We start from the raw sequence: 19,539 nt of genomic DNA on the forward strand, positions 1-19,539 counted from the left end.
GCCAAGGGGGTGCCTCGCGATGCCGGCTCGGGCCAAGACCCGGGGGATCGGCGGCGCCTGGCGGGGACAAGCGGAAAGCGCATCGGGATCAACGGCGCGGTTTTCGGGATAAGCGGCGAGGAGTTTCGCGCCATTCTGCGGGCCTGGATTCTGGGTGTCGGCCTGATCAGCGCAATCTGCGTGGTCAACGTGCTGACGATCCGGCACGACGCGCCTCGGCTGGGCACGCTGCCGCCCGCCATCTGGGAGGGCAGCAGCGCCCTTGTCACCCTGGTGATCTTCGCGATCCCGGCCGCCGTCGCCCTCTGGGCCGCCCGGACATCGCCGCGTTGGTGGCTGGCCGCGCCCGTCCATCTGGTGGCGGTGTTCGTCTATTCGGCGCTGCATGTGGCCGGGTTCGTGGCGCTGCGAAAGCTCGCCTACCTGACCCTGCTGCACCAGACCTATGACTTCGGCGCCATCTCCAGCGAGTTCCCCTACGAATTCCGCAAGGACCTGATGGCCTACGGCCTGGCCTCGATCATCTACTATCTGTCGCTGCGACAGGGCGCTCGGCAGGCCGCTCCCCTCGCCTCGCCGGCCCGGGCGACCTTCGACATCCAGGACGGCGCGCGCCTGGTCCGGGTGCCGATCGAGGACATTCTCGCCGTCCGATCGGCCGGCAACTATGTCGAGTTCGTGCTGGTCGACCGCCGCCGCCCCCTGATGCGCACGCCGCTGGCCGCGATCCAGACCGACCTGTCGGCGCATGGCTTCGTGCGCAGCCACCGGTCCTGGCTGGTCAACAAGGCCAGGGTGACCGGCCTGCGGCCCGAGGGCTCGGGCGACTACGCCGTGGAGCTGGGCGAGCTGGAAGCCCCTCTGTCGCGCCGCTTCCCCGAGGCCCTGGCGGCGCTACGCCGCTAGAGCAGCAGGCCCAGCAGGATGTCGTCCTCGAAGTGGCCGTCCGGATAGAGGCCACGCGCGACCTGCCGCCCTTCGTGCTGGAACCCTAACCGCTCATAGAGCCGGATCGCGCCGGGATTGCCGGCGCCGGCGGCCAGTTCGATCCGCAGGATCGGCGGCTGCATCGTGCGGGCATGGCCGATCAGCGCCTCGAACAGCCTTGAGCCGACGCCCAGGCCCTGCCGGTCGGGATGCACCGCGACCGTCAGGTTCGACATTACGTGCGAGAACAGCGCCACGCTTTCGCGACGGCCATGGATCTCGCCCCAGATCGCGCCATCCGGACCAACCGCGACGAAGCTCACCGCGCCGGGCGCGCCGATCGCCTGCTCGACATAGGCGCGCGAAATCTCTTCGGGCGCGCGGGCCAGGCCGCCGGGCGTCACGGCGGCGGCGCGGTGCACGGCCAGAACGGCGTCGACGTCATGGGATGTCGCGAGCCGGACCTGAACTCCCGCGCTCACGCCGACCTCTGGAACGGGTAGAAATCGCCCCCGAGGTCGAGGATGCCGGTCAGCTCGTCGAGAGCCTCGCGGCTCTCCGTCAGCAGGGCCGGATCGGCCAGATCGGCGGGCGCGAGGCGATCACGATAGCGACGCTCGATCCAGTCGGCGAGCCGCGCGTGCAGGCTGGCGTCAAACCGCTGGGCCGGATTGGCGGCCGCCAGTTCGGCGTCGGTCAGCACCACGCGCAGGCGCAGGCAGGCCGGACCGCCGCCATTGCGCATGCTCTGCCGGACATCGACATACTCGACCCGGCCAATCGGACCGTTGGAGGTCGCAAGGCTTTCGGCCACCGCATGAGCGCGCGGATTGTCCCGCGTCTCGGCGGGCGCCAGCAACACCAGGCGATCCTCGCCCGGGATGACCAGAAGCTGCGAATTGAACAGGTAGCTGGCGACCAGATCGGCCATCGGCAGGTCGGCTTCCGAGATCTCGACAAAGGCCGGCTCGAAACGGCCCTCGGCCGCCGCGCGGACCTGCGCCTCCATGTCCTCACGATCCTCGAACGCGCGCTCGTGGAAGAACAGGCATTCCCGCGTGCCGACACAGACCACGTCGTTATGGAACGCCCCGCCATTGATCGCCGCGCGACCCTGACGGGGAAACACGGCCCGGGCGGCGCCATGGCGACGCTGGACGGCCTCGAAAGCCTCGCGGGTCTGGCGGGCCGGAAAGCGACCGTCCCAATGCTCCCAGGCCTCACGGCCCCAGACGAACAGGTTGACCCCGCCCGCGCCGTGCTCGGCGCAAAGCCGCACGTGGTTGGCCGCGCCCTCGTCGGCGAAGTGCGGCTGGGCCGGCAGCGGATCGTGAACCGCGAACCGAGCCTCGTCGGGAAACAGGCGACGCAGACTGCGGGTGGTCTGCGGGCCTTCAAGGCTGCGGTGCAGGTTGGTCAGCAGATTGGCGGGCGTGAAGTGGACGCGGCCATCGGTCGTATCGGCGCTGGGCGTCACCGTCGCGGCGTTAGCGGCCCACATCGGCGAGGCCGAACAGGCGGCGGCGGCCAGGGCCGGCGCGTCCTTCCAGGCGCGTTCCAGGACCGCGCCATCAGCGCCGGAAAAGCCAAGTGACTTCAAAAGACTTACGTCCGGACGCTCATGCGGCGGCAGCACGAACTGGGGGATGCCCCAGTCGGCCAGCTTGCGCATCTTGGTCAGGCCTTCCAGCGCCGCGCCGCGCGGATTGGAAACCTCGCCGGCGTTCTTCTGGCTGGCCAGGTTGCCCGGCGATAGGCCCACATAGGAATGGGTCGGCCCGACGATGCCGTCGCAGTTGGCTTCCGTCGCTGAGATCACGGACGCAGGCCCTTGATATCGCTCGTTGTATCAAGCACCGCATCAGCCTCGAAACTGGCCACCGGATAGGCGCAATAGTCAGCGGCGTAGTAGGCGCTGGGGCGATGGTTGCCCGATGCGCCCAGACCGCCGAACGGCATGCTGCCCGCCGCGCCCGTCGTGGGCCGGTTCCAGTTGACAACGCCGGCGCGGATCCGGTTCAGGAATGTGTTCCAATGCGCTGATTCATTGGAGATAAGCCCTGCCGACAGACCGTATCGCGTGGCGTTGGCGGCGGCGATCGCCTCATCGAAGCCGCCCACCCGGCGCACCTGCAGGAGCGGCGCGAACAGCTCCTCGTCAGCGACATCGACGCCGGTCACATCCACGAACCCCGGCGACACGAACGCCTCGCTGAGACCTTCGATCAACCCCATGGCGCGGATCCGCTCGCCCCCCAGCGCCTCGGCCCCGGCCTTGGCCAGGCCGGCGGCGCGGGCCGAGATCAGCGGCCCCATGAAGGGCTCGCTGGGGCCATTCCAGGGCCCCGCGCTCAGGCGGTCGGTCAGGGCCGCGACCGCCTCGATCACCGCCCGGCCCGCCGCGTCGTCCGACACGATCAGCCGCCGCGCGCACGAGCAGCGCTGGCCCGTGGTGATGAAAGCCGACTGGACGACGATGGCCGCGGCGGCTTCGGGGTCGCCCGCATCCCAGACCACCAGCGGATTGTTGCCGCCCAGTTCCAGCGCCAGGATCACGTCGGGCCGGTCGGCGAAGTGGCGACGGAAGAAGGCCCCGGCCGCCGCCGAGCCGGTGAACAGCAGGCCGTCGATCTCTTCATTGATCAGGGCCTGACCCGTCTCGCGACCGCCCTGAACGAGGTTGATGACACCGGCCGGAACACCCGCCGCTTCAAGGGCTTCCACCAGCATCTGACCGGCCAGCGGCGTCTCTTCCGACGGCTTGAACACCACGGTGTCGCCGGCCAGCAGGGCCGGCACGATATGGCCGTTGGGCAAGTGGCCGGGGAAGTTGAAGGGCCCCAGCACCGCCATCACGCCATGGGCGCGGTGGCGCAGCACGGCCCGGCCGAACGGCATGGGATTTTCGATGCCGCCCGTGCGCTCGTCATAGGCCTTGATCGACAGGTCAACCTTGCCGGCCATCGAGCCCAGTTCGGCTTTGGTCTCCCAGAGCGCCTTGCCCGTCTCGCGGCTCAGGGCCTCGGCGAAGGCCGGCGTGCGCTCGACCAGGATTTCCTTGTAGCGGCGGAGGATGGCGATCCGCTCCTCGCGCGGACGGTCAGCCCACGACGGAAAGGCGCGCCGCGCGGCCGCGACAGCGGCGGCCACATCGGCCTGCGAAGCGGTCGCCTCGCGCCAGATCGTCTCGCCCGTCGTCGGGTCGATCGAGACAGCCTCGGCCCCGGCGCCCGAGCGCCAGACGCCATCGATGAACACTCCGCCGCTCATGCCTTCACCCGCACCATGTCACCTTCGGAAAGTCGCAGCGCCTGGGCCGCGTCGCGGCTCAGGATCGCTGTTTCACCATCGACCAGGACGGGCGCGCGCACGGCGCGGAACTGGCCGATCTCGCCCGTCGAGACCAGCGCCTCCTCGCCAAAGGCGTCCTCGCCTATCTTCAGCCGCAGCCGCCGCGCGTCGCGCACGGTCTTGATGTCATCACGTCGGGCCGCCACCGTCGGCCCCGCGTCGAAGATGTCGATCAGACCCTGATAGCGGAAGCCCTCGGCCTCCAGCATGGCGCGGGCCGCCTCGCCCTCACGATGCACCCGTCCCAGCACGTCGCGCGCCTCCTTGGGCAATAGCTCGGCGTAGATCGGGTGGCGGGGCGCCAGGTCCAGGATGAACTGGCCATCGGTCGAGGCGCTCATCATGTCGGCCTCGTCAAAGCCCAGCCGGAAGAACTTGTTGGCGACGTGGTCCCAGAACGGACAGCCGCCGTCCTCGTCAAACCAGCCGCGCAGTTCGGCCAGCACCATCTCGGCGAAGCGCTCGGGCTCCAACCCGATCAGCATGTAGCGCGATTGAGCCAGCAGGCGCCCCGCCCCGCCCTTGCGGCGCTCGGGCTTCAGGAACAGCGAGCCCACCTCCGACCAGCCGGCGCACTCATTGACCAGCACCAGGGCCGTGTGGTCGAAGCGCTTGTCCAGCGTGGGAGAAGACTGGGCCAAGGTCACGACGCGGAACGAGAAATGCGGCCGTTTCAAACCGACGCCCGCCTTGACCCCGGCCACGCCGATGACGTCGCCGGCGTCGAGATCCTCGAGCATCAGGGTGTACCAGGCCTCCGGCGCGGCGACATTGGCCTTGAAGCTGGCATCGGACAGATCCAGGCGCGAGCGCAGTGTCTGTTCGTCCTCTGGCAGACTGGTGAAGCCCCGGCCCGACAGCACGGCCAGCTCCATCAGGGCGTCAAAGTCGGAAGGTCCAGCGGGGCGAACGACAAGCATCAAGCAGTCTCCGAAAGCGTAGTCATGGCCGCGCGGATCGACCGTCCGTCAATCTCGCCACTGGCCAGTTTCATCAGGATCAGGGCCGAAAGCTGGGCGCGCTCGACAAAGCTTTCCGGCCAGGCGTGTTCGGCCTCGCTGTGGATGTCGCCGCCACGCACGCCCAGGGTGTCGACATTGGGCAGTCCCGAGGCGAACAGGTTGTTGCCCTCGCAGACGCCGCCGGACGGCTTCCACGCGATCTCCTGCCCCAGCAGCGCGCCGACCTCCTTCACCGCGCCGAACAGCCGCTGTTGGGCGGCGTTGAAGGGCTTGGCGCCGCGGGTGATCAGGCCGTGCAGATGCACGTGCAGACCCTCGCGCGGTTCAGCGACGATGCGGGCGACCTGGGCCTCGAACCACGCGGCGGCCTCGGCGTCGGGGAAGCGCACATTGAAGCGGGCGATGGCGACATCGGGCACCATGTTCAGGGGCGCGCCGCCGTCGATGCGGGCGACGTTGACGGTGACGCCATCGCGCTGGCCGTTCAACCCGTGCAGCGCCTCGGCGATCCGCGCCGCGCCGATCACCGCGTTGCGGCCGGCGGCGAAGTCGCGACCGGCATGGGCCGCCTTGCCGTGAACGACGATGTGGAAATTGCCCGAGCCCTTGCGCGATGAGGCCAGGGAGCCGTCAGCCAGGGCGGGTTCATAGGTCAGGCCCACATGGCCCAGGCGGGCGAAGTCGGCCAGGATCGGGGCCGAGGCGATCGAGCCGATCTCCTCGTCCGGCGACAGCAGCACGCGATAGCCGACATTGCCGGCCTCGGGATGACGTTCGAACGCCGTCAAGGCCGCCAGCATCACGCTGATGCCGCCCTTCATGTCGGCGATACCCGGTCCATGCAGGGCGCCGTCAGGACGGGTCTGCACGGTCTGGAAGGCGCTGCCTTCGGGATAGACGGTGTCGTAGTGGCCGGTGAGCACCACCTGCAGCGGCGCCTCGGGGCGCACGACGACGGCGATGGCCGGCGTATGGTGCTGCTCGCCGACGCGCCCGTCGGGGCCGATCTCCTCGGACGAGGTCAAGGGAATCTCGGTCGGAGCGGCCGGCAGGGCCGAGACCGCATCGAGCAGAACCTGCCGCTGGCGTTCCAGCCCGGCCAGGTGCCGGCTTCCGGAATTGATCGCGCACCAGGCCACGGCCCGGTCGATGATCATCCCGCCGTCGGCGGCGATCGCCTCCAGGACAGCGCGATCCTCGTCTTTGAGTCGCATGGACATGCTGTTCCTCCCTCAGCCACGATAAACCAAGGGCCGCGGGTAAAACGTGCTTCCTCCGAGGAGGTAACCGGGCGCCCGCGCAACAGCCTTGCCCTCTAGTAGTCCTTTCGCCAGCGGACGGAAAGCTTGGCGTCGTTCTGGCCCCCGATGCGCGAAACCAACGACAGGGTCCGGCGAATCCGCCACTCGACCTGCGCCTCGGGCCCCTCGCGGCCCCCGCCGATGATCTCGAGATAGACATCGTCGGTGACATACTTGCCGCCCGCCACGGTCATGCCGGTGGCGCTCTCGGCGAAGGCCAGCCGGTCCAGCCGCGCCAGGCTGCGCAGGTTGCCGATCACGTCGAAGCCGCCGCCGCCCGCCAGCGCCGCCAGGGCCGAGGCCAATTGCGCCGCTTCGATGGGCGACAGCTGCGCCGCCGAGGTCCCGAACAGCACCTGGCTGAGCACCTCGTCGCGGGGCAGTTCCGGGGTGGAGGTCAAGGTGATTTCCGGCTTGGCGGCCGTGCCCTGGATCTTCACCACTGCGGTCAGGGTGGTGTCCTGACGGCTGGCGCTGAGGTTCAGGCGGATCCTGTCCAGCTGGGTCGACAGCGTGACCACGCCATTGTCGTCGAACTCGAAGCGCTTGCCCGCGAAGTCGTATTCGCCGCGCACCACGCGGGCCACGCCGTCCAGGCTGGGCGAGAACGAGGTGCCGCCGACATGGGCGTCGAGCGAGAGTTCGACGTCCAGCCCCCTGCCCTTCACGAACACCCGGCGCGGAGCCTTCAGATCGATGTCGAGGGCCACGCCGCCGCCGGGACTGGCGCGCCGAGGCTGCACGCCCTGGTCCAGATCGCCTGGGCGATTGCGCTCGACGACATCCATGCTGACCACGCCGGCCGGCGTCTTGCTCTGAGCCGAGACGTCGGCGCGGTCGATGGTCAGGGCGCCGCTCAGCTTGACCTTGCCGTCGGCCGACCGATTGACGGTCGCCTGACCGGTGGCCGTGGCCTTGGCCAGGTCGTTGTCGATCAGTTGGAAGCTCTTGAGGTCCAGCTTGAAGCCGCTGACGGCCTCCCGATTGAGGTTGATGCGTCCCGCGCCGCTCAGCGTGCCGCCACGCCCGTCCTCAGCGGTGGCCTGGCTGACGTCGATGGCGTTGTCGGCCAGAGCCATGCGCAGGGTGATGTTGCGCAGGCGCAGGCCTGTCTGGCCTTCCTCGAAGCCGCCGTCATCCAGCGAGGCGCGACCGACGACGCGCGGATCGGCCAGGGTGCCGGCCAGCGTGCCCTGGGCGTCGATCTTGCCCGACAGGGAGCGTTCGGGGCCGAACAACAGGTCCCATAGCGGCTTGATCTCGCCCTGGGCCAGGAACGTGCCCTGCATCGGCCGGGTGCGGTCGATAGCCAGGTGCAGCGGCCGGGCCGAGGCCTCGGCCGGCAGGGTCAGTCGCGCCTCGGACTTCAGGCCCTGGCGATTGGCGCCGTCGGCGGCGATGGTCACGACGCGATCGCGCAGTTCGCCGCGGATCTGGGCGTCCAGCGACTGGTCGATCTTCGAGCCCCGCTCGCGCGCGCCGGTCAGCTTGGCGGCGAACTCACCGAGCAGGGTCTCGCCCTGTCCGTGCAGATCAAGGGTTCCATCGATGTCGCCGGCCAGGTCAGGATCGAAGGCCGTCAGGCTGACGCCCGCCAGCTTGGCTTTCAGGCTGGCGGTCTCCCCGCCAAGATCGGCGTCGATATCCGCCTGGCCTTCGCCGATCAGCAGCCGCAGCCGGGTCGCCATGGACGGGCCGCCGAAGCGGATGCTGGCGGTCTCGCGCGTCTTGACCTCGGTGCGCCCCATGCGGCCGGTCGCATCGAGGCTCAGCGCGTAGTCGGCGGCGTTCTGGGCCAGGGCGCCGGACCCCGTCACCCGCCAGCGGCCGCCGGGCGCGACACCCTGGGCGTCCAGGCTCAGCGGCAGATTGGCCAGCGGTCCATCGGCCTTGATCCGCGCCGTGCGAACCTTCCAATTGCCGTTGGCGATATCCTCGGCGGTCAGGTCCAGCGTGGCGCGTCCGCCGGTCGGCGCATCGACGATCCTGGCGGAGCCCGAGACATGGCCTTGCGGCAGGAAGGCGCCGGGACCGATGGCGACCACCAGATCCGCCGAGGCCGGCCGTGAGCCGCGCAGAGACACCGCTCCGCTCGCCTTGGCGCCGCCGGCGTCGACATCCAGGTCACTCAGATCCAGCCCGCCCGGCGCGAACCGGAACGCGGCCCCACCCCGCGCCGGTCCATAGAGGCTGTCGGCCGTCAGGCGCGCCACGCCATCAGCGCCTCTTGCCGTCCGCGCGAAGGTTAGGACCAGGTGGGCCTTGGTCAGCAGCAGATTCGGGATGTCGATGGCGTCGAAATCGGCGGTCAGATCGGCCTTGGGCGCGGAGAAGGTTCCACTGATCGCGCCGTCCCCCTTGGCCTTGCCCGCGACTTCAATCGGCCCGGCGCGGAAAGGCCCCGTCGCGGTCCAGTCGAGCTTGAACCCCAGTCCGCCGCCCCGCGCCATCACGCCGGAGGCGCGCGCGCCGGCATTGACGCCATCCAGCTTGGCGTCGGCCACCGAGATCGCGCCGTCGTTCCAGCTGGCCTTGCCGGTCAGCCGGGGCGTCTTGCCCAGCAGGCGGTCCAGTTCGGAGACCCCGGTGGCGAAGTCCTCGCCGCGCGCGTCGACGGTAAAGCCCCACGGCTTGCCGCTGGAACTGCTGGCCGACCACTTGGCGATCAGCCGTCCCTTGGCGCCGGCCCTCACGGGCGACAGGCTGGCGACCCGCGCCTCGCCGTTGAAGCTGAGGCCGCCCAGGATGCCGCGCTCGCCCTCGCCGGTGACCACCAGATTGGGCGCCGTGATCTTGGCGGCGCGAATCAGGAAGCGGCCGCCCTTGACGCGCGCCCCTTCAAACTCGGCCTTGGGATTGGCGCCCAGCACCGCCAGCACGCCGCTGCCCGCGCCGCCCTGGCCGGAGGCCTGGGCCTTGATCGTCAGCTCGCCTTTCGACCACCGCACCAAGGCCGGCCCCCTGGCCCGCGACAGGCGGTAGCCGAGCAGCGACAGGTTGGAGACATCGGCGTCGCCCTCGACCGAGAAGCCGCCGGGCTCCAGCCGGAACCGGCCATCCACCTGACCGACGCCCATGTCGGGAATCGTGACGATCCGCGACAGCGCGCCAATCCGAGCCGTGAACGGCAGGCCGTCCGGTCCGGTGCGCTTCTTGCCGATATCGGCCAGTCCGCGCGAGTTCAGCGTCAGGTTCTGAGCCCGGATTTCCGTGGTCAGATCGTACAGGCCACTCGTCGCCTTGCGTCCGTCGATCATGAACGCCGCCTCGGGGCCGAACATCCGCTCAAGCCGCTTGGTCAGGGTGGAGGCGCCAAGCTCGACCCGCCCCCGCGCCGAGCCGCCTTCGGGCGTCCAGGCGCCGGTGGCGTCGAGCGGCGTGTCGGAACCCGTACGGGCCAGGACCGTGAAGGCGCCGCGGCTCATCGCGCCAGTGGCGCGGGCCTTCAGGTCGAACGGCCGATCCACCGGCAGGCCCAGGGCGCCGGCGATAGCGCCGCCATTGGCTTCCTCGGCGTCGGCGTCCAGCGCGATGGTCTTGTCGCGCCCCAGGTCGAAGGTCAGCCGCAGGTGATCGCCGCGATGAAGCCGGCTAGCCACGGCGACGCGTCCCTTCTGGCCGCCGGCGCGCGCCATCTCGTAGTCGCCCGAGACGTCGAAATCGCCCTCGCTGCCGCTGAAAGCCTTCTTCGTCACCAGGCGCAGCCCAAAGGCGTCCAGATCAACCGAGACCGGCGTGGCCCCGGACTTGCCCTTGGGCGTCAGGGTCGGGCGGCGCAGGACGATGACGTCGCGCGCGTCGATCCGCTCGGCATGGAAACGGCGACCGAAGAGTTCCGCCGGACGCCAGGCGACGCGCACATCGTGCGCCTCCAGCCAGACGCCCTTCTCGTCGACGATGGTCAGGCGACGGACGGCGAAGTCCTTCCAGATGTCGCCAGACAATCCCTCGATCTTCAGCCGGCCCATGCGCCCCAGCTTCAGGCCGCTGGCGCGCGCCTCCAGAAACATCCGCCCTTGCGGCGTGATGGGCGCATAGCGCAGGCCGCCAAAGAAGAAGGCGATGGTCAGCACCGCGATCAGCGAGACGATCATCAGCCAACCGGGACCGCCCACGCGCTTGGCGACGTCAACGACGGTGTCGACCGCGTCTTCCACGGGCGTGGCGCGGTCGGGATGCTCGGGCGCGTCGGTCAAAAGCTTTGCCCGATGCTGAGATAGAGCTGAAACGCGGGGTCGCCGGAGCGCTTGCCCAGCGGCACGGCGATGTCGGCGCGGATCGGGCCGAAGCCCAGGTCGTAGCGAACGCCAAAGCCCGCCCCGGCGCGGAAGTCCTCGCCCTTGGGCTTGCGCTCGGTGCCCACGGCGCCGGCGTCGATGAAGACCACCCCGCCCCAGCGTTCGGTGAAGCGATGACGCAGCTCGAACGAGGTCTCGACCAGCGAAACGCCGCCCTGGGGCGTGTTGTCGGCCAGTCGCGGCCCGATGGCCTGATAGGCATAGCCCCGCACCGAGCCGCCGCCGCCCGAAAAGAACCGGCGAGCGGCGGGGACTTCCTGAAGAAGCCCGCCGAACATCGCGCCCACCTTCAGCCGACCCGCCAGGACGGTCTTGGCTCCTTCGCCGAACGGCAGATAGGCCGAGCCCTGCACCTGGGTCTTCAGATAGCCCAGCACGGTGTCGCCGACGATTCCGGTCGGCTCGGCGCGCGCCTCGAACCGCCAGCCTCGCTTGGGGTCCAGGATGTTGTCGGACTCGTCCCAGGCGAAGGCGGCCAGGGTGGTGAAGGTGGCCAGGTTCAGGGTCTCGCTGGTCGATCCGCCATTGCTGGCCTTCAACTGCTTTGACTGCGAAAGATCCAGGGCGACGCCATAGGTGCGGTACGAGGTCGTCTGGCGTCGCCGGGTCAGGTCGGCGCTGATCGTGGCGCCGGTTTCGTCGTAGGCGTCGGTGGTTTCGCGGAACACCGCGCCATTCATCTTCAGGGTCTGCTGCGGGCGCCGCCAATGCGGCAGGGAAAGCTCCCCCCCCAGTCGCTTTTCCAGCTTGGCCAGGCGGGCGGTGTAGGTCGTGGTGTCGGCGCGGCGCAGGCGGTTGTAGTGGATCCAGCGCGCATCAACGCCGGGGCCCTCGCTGGTCGAATAGCCAGCCCCCAGTTCGATCGTGCGCGCCGGCCGATCGGCCAGGGTGACGATCACAGGGCGCAGACCGTCGGGCCGGATCTTGTCGCGGGGCGACAGCGAGACCGAGACCGAGTCATAGACGCCGGTGTCGCGCAGGCGGCGCTCCAGCTCGGCGATATCCTCGGGATCGTAGACATCGCCTGACGTCCAGGTCGCCAGGTGGCTGACCCAGTCGGGGTTGCTGCGGCCCTTGGTGACCAGTTCGATCCCGTCCAGCTTGGTCAGATCGCCGGCATTGATGTTGAAGGTCGGGTGAACCGTGTGGTCGGCGTGGTCGACAATGACCTCCCGCGGCTCGGCGGCGACATCGGCATAGCCCAGTTGCTGGACCTGGGCGATCACCCGGCCCTCGGCGCCCAGGATGTCGGCGGCGCGTCCGGGGTCGCCGGGAACAAGGTGTATGGCGGCCACCGCCCGCTGGGCGACGCCCTCGTCGGGGCTTGGGCCGCGCCAAGCGACGGTCGGATCAGCCAGCACGAACACCGGGCCCGGGGTCACCTTGACCACACCGCGCGGCGGATCGCCCTCGCTGATATCGGGCTCGACGGCATAGGCGTAGTAGCCCTCGGCGCGCAGCACGGCGACGACGTCCTCGCCCGCGTCGCGCGCCCTGCGCCGGGCCTCGGCGCGGCTTTGCGGCGGCCCCGACGATTGCGCCAGGACGCGCATGATGGCGTCACGCAGCGCCTTGTCCTCGACCCCGGAAATCGTCGCGGAAGGCTCATCGGCCCAGGCGACTCCGGCGACCATCAACGCCGCTGCCGTGATCCCGAGGGTTATTCGTCTACGCACCAAGCCGTATTCCCCGCGCGGAGCGCCCCCGCTCCCCTGTAGTCGCCGGCTCACCCGCTGTCACGGTGGGAAATGCAAAGGAAAGACGACGACGAGCGCTTCCCGGGACGAACGAAAGGCGCCCAAATGATAGGCAGTCGTGCGCATCGACGCGGCGACAGAGAAAATCGCCGACACCGGCCGCCCTGACGTTCTAGGGTTCATCGTGGCGCGTCTGACTCGACGGAGCCCAAAAGGCGAAAAAGCGTGGACGAAGGCGTGGCGGCGAAAATCCAAGACCCAATCGAGGCTCCGACCCTGCCGATGACCGAGGCGGCCTATCTGCCCGGGGTCGCCTATGACGAGATGTTCGCGCCCGACGGGGCGGTGCGATCGCACTACGATCCCCTGCACGCGCGCATGTCGACGCTGGGCGGCGACGAGCTGGCGGGCCGTCAGCAGACTCTGGAACGTTCGTTCCTGCTGCAGGGCATCACCTTCACGGTCTATGGCGGCGGCGAGAACACCACCGAGCGGATCATTCCGACCGACTTGTTTCCGCGCATCCTGCCCGCCCAGGAATGGGCGCGGATCGAGGCGGGCCTGACCCAGCGTCTGATGGCCCTGAACCTGTTTCTCGCCGACATCTATGGCGACCAGCAGATCCTGATGGACGGGGTGGTGCCGCGAGAGCTCGTCCTGGGCGCGCCGTCCTATCGCCGCGAAATGCAGCACCTCTATGTGCCGCACAAATCCTACGCCAATGTCTGCGGCAGCGACCTGATCCGCTGCCAGGACGGCCAGTTCGCCGTGCTGGAGGACAATCTGCGGGTGCCCTCGGGCGTCTCGTACATGCTGGCCAACCGCGACGCGGCCAAGCGCACCTTCCCGGGCACCTATCGCGCCGCCGGGGTGCGGCCGGTGGAGCGCTATCCGGACCTGCTGCTGGCCACGCTGAAGAGCATGAGCCCCGAATGGCGGCCCAATCCGCAGGTCGTGGTGCTGACGCCGGGCGTCTACAACTCGGCCTATTACGAGCACGCCTATCTGGCGCGCCTGATGGGCGTGCCTCTGGTCGAGGGCCGCGATCTCGTGGTCCACGACAACATGGTCTACATGCGCACCACCAGCGGCATCCGACGGGTCGATGTGATCTATCGCCGGGTCGACGACGACTTCATCGACCCCCTCACCTTCCGCCGGGATTCATCGCTGGGCGCGGCGGGCCTGTTCAACGCCTATCGCGCCGGAAATGTGGTGATCTGCAACGCCCCTGGCACCGGGGTCGCCGACGACAAGGCGGTCTACGCCTTCGTGCCGGACATCATCAAATACTACCTGGGCGAGGACGCCATCCTGCCCAACATCGAGACCTTCCTGTGCCGCGAGCCGTCGCAGCTGAAATACGTGCTGGCCAATCTCGACAAGCTGGTGGTCAAGGCCGTCGGCGCCTCGGGCGGCTACGGCATGCTGGTGGGCCCGCACGCCACCCAGAAGGAGCGTGAGGATTTCGCGCTCGCCATCAAGGCCGACCCGGCCAACTACATCGCCCAACCGACCATCCAACTGTCGACCGCGCCCTGCCTGGTCGATGGCCGGATCGAGCCGCGTCACGTCGACCTGCGCCCCTTCATCCTGTCGGGCGAAAAGACCATCGTCACGCCCGGCGCCCTGACCCGGGTGGCCCTGAAGCGGGGCTCCCTGGTGGTCAATTCCAGCCAGGGCGGCGGCTCGAAGGACACCTGGGTGCTGGCCGAGGAAGGCCCCGCCAACGGCAATGGAAACGGAAACGGCGGAGCCCGCCCATGATGCTCGCTCGGGTTGCCGACAGCCTCTACTGGCTGGGCCGATACATCGAACGCGCCGAACACCTGTCGCGGCTGTCCAGCGTGATGCTGAACGCCACGCTCGACCAGACCGACGCCGGCGTCCAGGCCGTCTGGATCGCCCTGTCGGCGGTGGGCGAGCCGGAGATGAGCAGCGCCGTCGGCTCGTTCGAGGCCGCCGAAGCGCTGGTGCTGGATCGCTCGGACGCCAATTCGGTGGTCTCGTCCCTGGCCCGCGCCCGCGAGAACGCCCGTCAGGTGCGCGACCAGATCACCACCGAAACCTGGGAACGGCTAAACCTGCTGTATCTCAAGGTCACCGACGACAACGCCCGGCGTGACTTCGCCGACGGCTCGACCACATTCCTGCACGACGTGATCGCCGACCTGCACCTCTTCAAGGGCGCGGCCGACACCACGATGAGCCACGGCGAAAGCTGGCGGTTCATGATGCTGGGCATGTATCTGGAGCGCGCCCAGCTGGTCTCGCGCCTGCTGGAGGTGTGCTTCGCCGAAACGCCCGGCCGGCAGATCAACGACCACATCGCCCTGGTCAGCCTGCTGCGCATGGCCTGCGCGCTGGAGCCCTATCTGCGGGTCTACACCGCCGAGATCGAGCCCCGGCACATCCTGGAATTCCTGGTGTTCGACGAGGATTTCCCGCGTTCGATCCGGTTCGCGACCTCGCAGATCGAGGCCAATCTCAGCGCCCTGGCGCGCCGCACCGAGGCGGGCGAACGCGCCGGCCCCGAGCGGATCGCCGGCCGCCTGAAGGCCCGGCTGGAGTTCGCCGACATCCATGAACTGGAAACCCAGGGCGCGGGCGCCCTGCTGACCACCGTCGTCAATGAATGCGCGCGGATCCACGAGGCCATCTACGAGACCTTCGTGGCCTATCCGCTCGAAATGCGCCTGCCGGCCTAGGAACGCGAGCGTGGCAGCCGAAAGTGTCAGCGGTTTCGGCGACCGTCACGCGACCCAATAAGGACTTCCCCGTGCTTCTCGAAATCCGCCACGTCACCCAGTACCACTACGAGCGCCCGGTCCGGGAAAGCCTGATGGAGCTGTGGATGCAGCCCCAGAAGACCGCCCGCCAGCGCCTGATCAGCTTCGAGCTGGAGATCAATCCGGCAGCCCAGGTGTTTTCGTACGCCGACAGCTTCGGCAATGCGGTCTATCACTTCGACGTGCCCCAGCCGCACGACAAGCTGAGCATCGTGGCCCGCTCGGCGGTCGAGACCGAGTCGCCCGGCGAGCGACCGGACGCCCTGGACATGGGCGAGTGGGACCGGCTGCGCAGCGAGTTCGTGCGCGGCGAGTGCTTCGACTTCCTGCGCCCGCACGGCTTCGTCGAGACCACCGACGCCCTGCTGACCTTCATCAACGAACACAATCTGGAAGATCTGCGCCGCCGGGACCCGCTGACGGCGATGCGGATCCTGTCGGAGACCATCTACCAGGCGTTCGAGTATCAGCCCGGTGTCACCGACGCCGACAGCCCCATCGACCTGGCGCTGAGCGTGGGTCGCGGGGTCTGCCAGGACTTCGCCCACATCATGCTGGCCGTGTGCCGGTCGTGGGGCGTGCCCGCGCGCTATGTCTCGGGCTATCTGTTCACCGATCGCGACGCGGGCGACCGCTCCGACCCGGACGCCACCCATGCCTGGGTCGAGGTGTTCCTGCCCAGCCTGCGCTGGGTGGGCTTTGATCCGACCAACAACATGATGACCGGCGAGCGCCACGTGGCCGTGGCCGTAGGGCGCGACTACGCAGACGTCACGCCGTCGCGCGGCGTCTACAAGGGCGATTCAGACAGCGAGCTGGCGGTCGGCGTCTCGGTGCGGCGGGCCCGCGCCGCCCTGGCCGAACCGGAATTCCTGCGCATGGCCCGGCCCAGCTTCGCCGGCGGCCGCCGTCGCCCGACCAACGAGGCGGCGCTGCGGCAGGATCTGCATCAGCAGCAGCAACAACAGCAGCAATAGGCCTCAGCCCGGGAAGACGTGCGCCTTGCGCGCGGCGACCCGGACCGCGCCGACGAAGCGTTCGGCCTGATCGCGCGCGGCGGTGATGTCGATCCGGACACCGTCGGGCGTGACGCCGTCGATGGTCGCAAGCGCCCCCTGCACGTGTACGCGATTGATCCGCACCTCGAAGCCGCTGGGGTCCAGCACCAGATCGTGCGGCCGCGCAAAGCCCGTGGCCTTGCCGTCGGCCACGCCCGGCGCGGGCAGGTTGACGGCTCCGGCGATGAAGCGGCCGTTCGACACCGCGCCCTCGAACCGGTTGGCCTCGCCCACGAAGCCGCAGACGAAGGGCGAGACAGGTTCGTCGTGGACCTGGGCCGGCGTGCCGATCTGCTCAATGCGTCCCTGGTTCAGGATGGCGACGCGGTCGGCCAGATCGAGCGCCTCTTCCTGGTCGTGGGTGACAAAGATGGTGGTGACGCCGGTAGCGTCATGCACGCGGCGCAGCTCCTTGCGCAGCGACTTGCGGACCGTGGCGTCGAGAGCGCCGAAGGGCTCGTCCAGCAGCAGCACGCTGGGCTGCACGGCCAGGGCCCGCGACAGGGCCACGCGCTGGCGCTGACCGCCCGACAGCTGCGACGGATAGCGCCCGCCCAGACCTTCCAGCTCGACCAGACGCAGCAGCTCATCGACCCGCCGGGTGATCTCGGCCTTGGACGGCTTGTCCTTGCCCTTGCGCACGTCCAGGCCGAACGCGATGTTACGGGCCACGGTCATGTGCTTGAACAGCGCATATTGCTGGAACACGAAGCCCACGCGACGGGCGGCCGCCGAGGCGAAGGTGACGTCCTGGTCGTGGAACAGCACCTGACCGGCGTCGGGAAACTCCAGGCCGGCGATCACGCGCAGCAGCGTCGTCTTGCCCGAACCCGACGGCCCCAGCAGCGCCAGCAGCTCGCCGTCGGCGATCTCGAGCCCGATCTTGTCCAGCGCGGGATAGCGACCGAACTTCTTTTCGACGGAACGGATGGAGATGGTCATGGCGTCTGGCGTTCCGATCAGTGACCGCCGCGCCCGCGCACGGCGGGCTGGGCGACTTCGAGCGCGGTCTTGAGAACGAGGGTCACGATCGCGAGCAGGCAAAGCAAGGCCGCGACGGCGAAGGCGCCGACGAAATCGTACTCGTTATAAAGAATCTCGACGTGCAGCGGCATGGTGTTGGTCAGGCCCCGGATGTGGCCGCTGACCACCGACACGGCTCCGAACTCGCCCATGGCGCGGGCGTTGCACAGCAGCACGCCGTACAGCAGCCCCCAGCGCACGTTGGGGGCGGTCACCCGCCAGAAGGTGTAGAGCCCCGAAGCGCCCATCGAGACGGCCGCCTCCTCTTCGCTGACGCCCTGTTCCTGCATCAGCGGGATCAGCTCGCGGGCGATGAACGGGAAGGTCACGAAAATGGTCGCCAGCACGATGCCGGGCGTGGCGAAGATGATCTTCACGTCGTGGTCGATCAGGCGCTCGCCGAACCAGCCCTGCAGGCCGAAGACCAGCACATAGATCAGGCCGGCCACCACCGGCGACACCGAGAACGGCAGGTCGATCAGGGTGATCAGCAGGCTCTTGCCCGGAAAGTCGTGCTTGGCGATGGCCCAGGCGGCGCAAAGGCCGAAAACGACATTGAACGGCACGGTGATCGCGGCGGTGATCAGGGTCAGCTTGATCGCGGCGACGGCGTCGGGGTCGGCCACGGCGTCAAGCGCGGGCTGCAGCCCCTTGCGCAGGGCCTCGGCGAAGACGGCGGCCAGCGGCAGGATCAGGACCAGGCCCAGGAAGGCCAGGACCAGGGTGATGATCACCGCCTTGGCCCAAGGCGCGTCGTCGGTGGAACGGCGATGAGCGGCCATCAGGAGTACCTTCTCGCCCAGGCCTGAACGGCGTTGATGACCAGCAGCATCAGGAACGACACGCCCAGCATGACCAAGGCGATCGCGGCGGCCTGGGCGTATTCGAACTGCTCCAGCTGGATGATGATCAGCAGCGGCGCGATCTCGGACTTGTAGGGCATGTTGCCGGCGATGAAGATCACCGAGCCGTACTCGCCGATGCCCCGGGCGAAGGCCAGGGCGAAGCCGGTCAGCCAGGACGGGCCCAGGGCTGGCAGCACGATGCGCACGATCGTCGCGATCCGCCCCGCGCCCAGGCTGGCGGCGGCCTCCTCGACGTCATCGGACAGGTCACGCAGCACCGGCTCGATCGTGCGCACCACGAACGGCAGCCCGATGAAGATCAGGGCGATGGTCACGCCGATCGGGTTGTAGGCGGCCTTGATGCCCAGGGGGGTCAGGAACTGCCCGACCCAGCCATTGGGGGAATAGAGCGTCGCCAGAGCGATGCCGGCCACGGCGGTCGGCAGGGCGAACGGCAGGTCGACCAGCGCGTTGACCAGCGTCTTGCCCGGAAACTCATAGCGAACCAGGGCCCAGGCGGTCAGCACGCCGAACACGCCATTGATCGCGGCGGCGACGAACGCCGCGCCGAAGGTCAGGCGATAGGCCGCCAGGGCCCGCTGGGAAAAGGCCGCCGCGACGAACTGCGCGGGCGATAGCTCTGCCGCCTTCAGGGCGACCGCCGACAGGGGCAGCAGAACGATCAGCGACAGGATGGTCAGAGTCACGCCCAGGGTGATCGAAAAGCCGGGGATCGCCGAGCGGCGACGAAACAGGGGCCTTCGGGCGGCAGGCGCGGGTCGGATCGCGGCGGCGGTCTCGGCGGTCATGATCTGATCGTCGTCCTGGGTCCGGCGAAGTCCGGGAGTGAAACGCGCCGGTTCCCGAAGGGGTCCCGCCGACGTCAAAGCCAGGCTGCTTAAATCCCCACCGCAACGGTGGGGTCAATTGAGAATTCCCCGGCGAGGGTCCCAGAAAAACTCACCGCCATCTCCGAAACACGCGCCGAAACGGCCTTCCAAGGGAACGCGGGAACAGCCGGTTTGAAAACAGCGCCGGAAGCTTCAGAAGAACGCTTTCCGCTCTCCTTTTGTCAGGAGAACGCCACACTCCGAGCGCATGTGGTTTGGTAGGCCGGGTGGGGTTCGAACCCACGACCATTCGATTAAAAGTCGAATGCTCTACCACTGAGCTACCGGCCCGCTCACGACGCGGCGTGGCCGGTGGAAGCGGCGCGGAACATAGTCGGGGGTTCGATGGGCCGCAAGCGTGCTTTCGCCGGTTATCCCCGGTGACGGCGAGGCTTTCG

The 19,539-nt window shown here is 68.8% G+C and carries 14 protein-coding genes and 1 tRNA gene; 4 read left to right on the forward strand and 11 right to left on the reverse strand.

The features are described from left to right. The first annotated feature begins 9 nt into the window (after positions 1-9). Positions 10-906 carry a LytTR family DNA-binding domain-containing protein gene (locus ACQY9P_RS19035; protein ID WP_421737667.1) on the forward strand — a complete coding sequence of 299 codons (897 nt, stop codon included), beginning with the start codon at positions 10-12 and terminating at the stop codon, positions 904-906. On the opposite strand, the gene ACQY9P_RS19040 is transcribed toward ACQY9P_RS19035, so the two are convergent. From ACQY9P_RS19040 to ACQY9P_RS19070, 7 genes are all read right to left on the reverse strand, one after another. Further along, on the reverse strand, positions 903-1,409 hold the full coding sequence (locus tag ACQY9P_RS19040; protein ID WP_421737666.1) for a GNAT family N-acetyltransferase: 507 nt from the start codon (positions 1,407-1,409) through the stop codon (positions 903-905). The genes ACQY9P_RS19035 and ACQY9P_RS19040 overlap by 4 nt on opposite strands. Next, positions 1,406-2,746 carry an N-succinylarginine dihydrolase gene (gene astB, locus ACQY9P_RS19045; protein WP_421737665.1) on the reverse strand — a complete coding sequence of 447 codons (1,341 nt, stop codon included), beginning with the start codon at positions 2,744-2,746 and terminating at the stop codon, positions 1,406-1,408. Before astB ends, ACQY9P_RS19040 begins: the two co-directional genes overlap by 4 nt. Continuing rightward, complete coding sequence (gene astD / locus ACQY9P_RS19050) at positions 2,743-4,197, reverse strand: succinylglutamate-semialdehyde dehydrogenase (protein ID WP_421737664.1); 1,455 nt, start codon at positions 4,195-4,197, stop codon at positions 2,743-2,745. The genes astB and astD overlap by 4 nt, the downstream gene beginning before the upstream one ends. Further along, a complete protein-coding gene (locus ACQY9P_RS19055; RefSeq protein ID WP_421737663.1) occupies positions 4,194-5,198 on the reverse strand; it encodes an arginine N-succinyltransferase in 1,005 nt (334 codons plus the stop codon). Before ACQY9P_RS19055 ends, astD begins: the two co-directional genes overlap by 4 nt. Next, positions 5,198-6,454 carry a hydrolase gene (locus tag ACQY9P_RS19060; RefSeq protein WP_421738293.1) on the reverse strand — a complete coding sequence of 419 codons (1,257 nt, stop codon included), beginning with the start codon at positions 6,452-6,454 and terminating at the stop codon, positions 5,198-5,200. Before ACQY9P_RS19060 ends, ACQY9P_RS19055 begins: the two co-directional genes overlap by 1 nt. 101 nt (positions 6,455-6,555) lie before the next feature. After that, complete coding sequence (locus tag ACQY9P_RS19065; RefSeq protein WP_421737662.1) at positions 6,556-10,737, reverse strand: translocation/assembly module TamB domain-containing protein; 4,182 nt, start codon at positions 10,735-10,737, stop codon at positions 6,556-6,558. Next, the gene (locus ACQY9P_RS19070; RefSeq protein ID WP_428150745.1) at positions 10,734-12,473 is read right to left on the reverse strand and encodes an autotransporter assembly complex protein TamA; all 1,740 of its coding nucleotides are present in this window, start codon (positions 12,471-12,473) and stop codon (positions 10,734-10,736) included. Before ACQY9P_RS19070 ends, ACQY9P_RS19065 begins: the two co-directional genes overlap by 4 nt. A 345-nt stretch (positions 12,474-12,818) precedes the next feature. Here ACQY9P_RS19070 and ACQY9P_RS19075 point away from each other — a divergent pair, with 345 nt between their 5' ends. The 3 genes from ACQY9P_RS19075 (at position 12,819) to ACQY9P_RS19085 (ending at position 16,302) form a co-directional block, all read left to right on the forward strand. Beyond that, complete coding sequence (locus ACQY9P_RS19075; protein ID WP_421738292.1) at positions 12,819-14,303, forward strand: circularly permuted type 2 ATP-grasp protein; 1,485 nt, start codon at positions 12,819-12,821, stop codon at positions 14,301-14,303. Further along, on the forward strand, positions 14,300-15,244 hold the full coding sequence (locus ACQY9P_RS19080) for an alpha-E domain-containing protein (RefSeq protein WP_421737660.1): 945 nt from the start codon (positions 14,300-14,302) through the stop codon (positions 15,242-15,244). Before ACQY9P_RS19075 ends, ACQY9P_RS19080 begins: the two co-directional genes overlap by 4 nt. Positions 15,245-15,315: 71 nt before the next feature. Next, the gene (locus tag ACQY9P_RS19085) at positions 15,316-16,302 is read left to right on the forward strand and encodes a transglutaminase family protein (RefSeq protein ID WP_421737659.1); all 987 of its coding nucleotides are present in this window, start codon (positions 15,316-15,318) and stop codon (positions 16,300-16,302) included. A 3-nt stretch (positions 16,303-16,305) separates the two neighbouring features. Here ACQY9P_RS19085 and ACQY9P_RS19090 read toward each other — a convergent pair whose 3' ends face one another. From ACQY9P_RS19090 to ACQY9P_RS19105, 4 genes are all read right to left on the reverse strand, one after another. Further along, positions 16,306-17,325, reverse strand: coding sequence for a sulfate/molybdate ABC transporter ATP-binding protein (locus ACQY9P_RS19090; RefSeq protein ID WP_421737658.1), 1,020 nt, complete (start codon positions 17,323-17,325; stop codon positions 16,306-16,308). A gap of 17 nt (positions 17,326-17,342) precedes the next feature. Next, positions 17,343-18,188, reverse strand: a complete 846-nt coding sequence (gene cysW, locus ACQY9P_RS19095; RefSeq protein ID WP_421737657.1) for a sulfate ABC transporter permease subunit CysW — start codon at positions 18,186-18,188, stop codon at positions 17,343-17,345. Then, positions 18,188-19,060, reverse strand: coding sequence for a sulfate ABC transporter permease subunit CysT (gene cysT / locus ACQY9P_RS19100; protein WP_421737656.1), 873 nt, complete (start codon positions 19,058-19,060; stop codon positions 18,188-18,190). The genes cysW and cysT overlap by 1 nt, the downstream gene beginning before the upstream one ends. 297 nt (positions 19,061-19,357) lie before the next feature. After that, positions 19,358-19,432, reverse strand: a tRNA-Lys gene (locus ACQY9P_RS19105). Between the last annotated feature and the right edge of the window lie 107 nt (positions 19,433-19,539).

Source organism: Caulobacter sp. (assembly GCF_965279145.1).
Classification (GTDB): Bacteria; Pseudomonadota; Alphaproteobacteria; order Caulobacterales; family Caulobacteraceae; genus Caulobacter.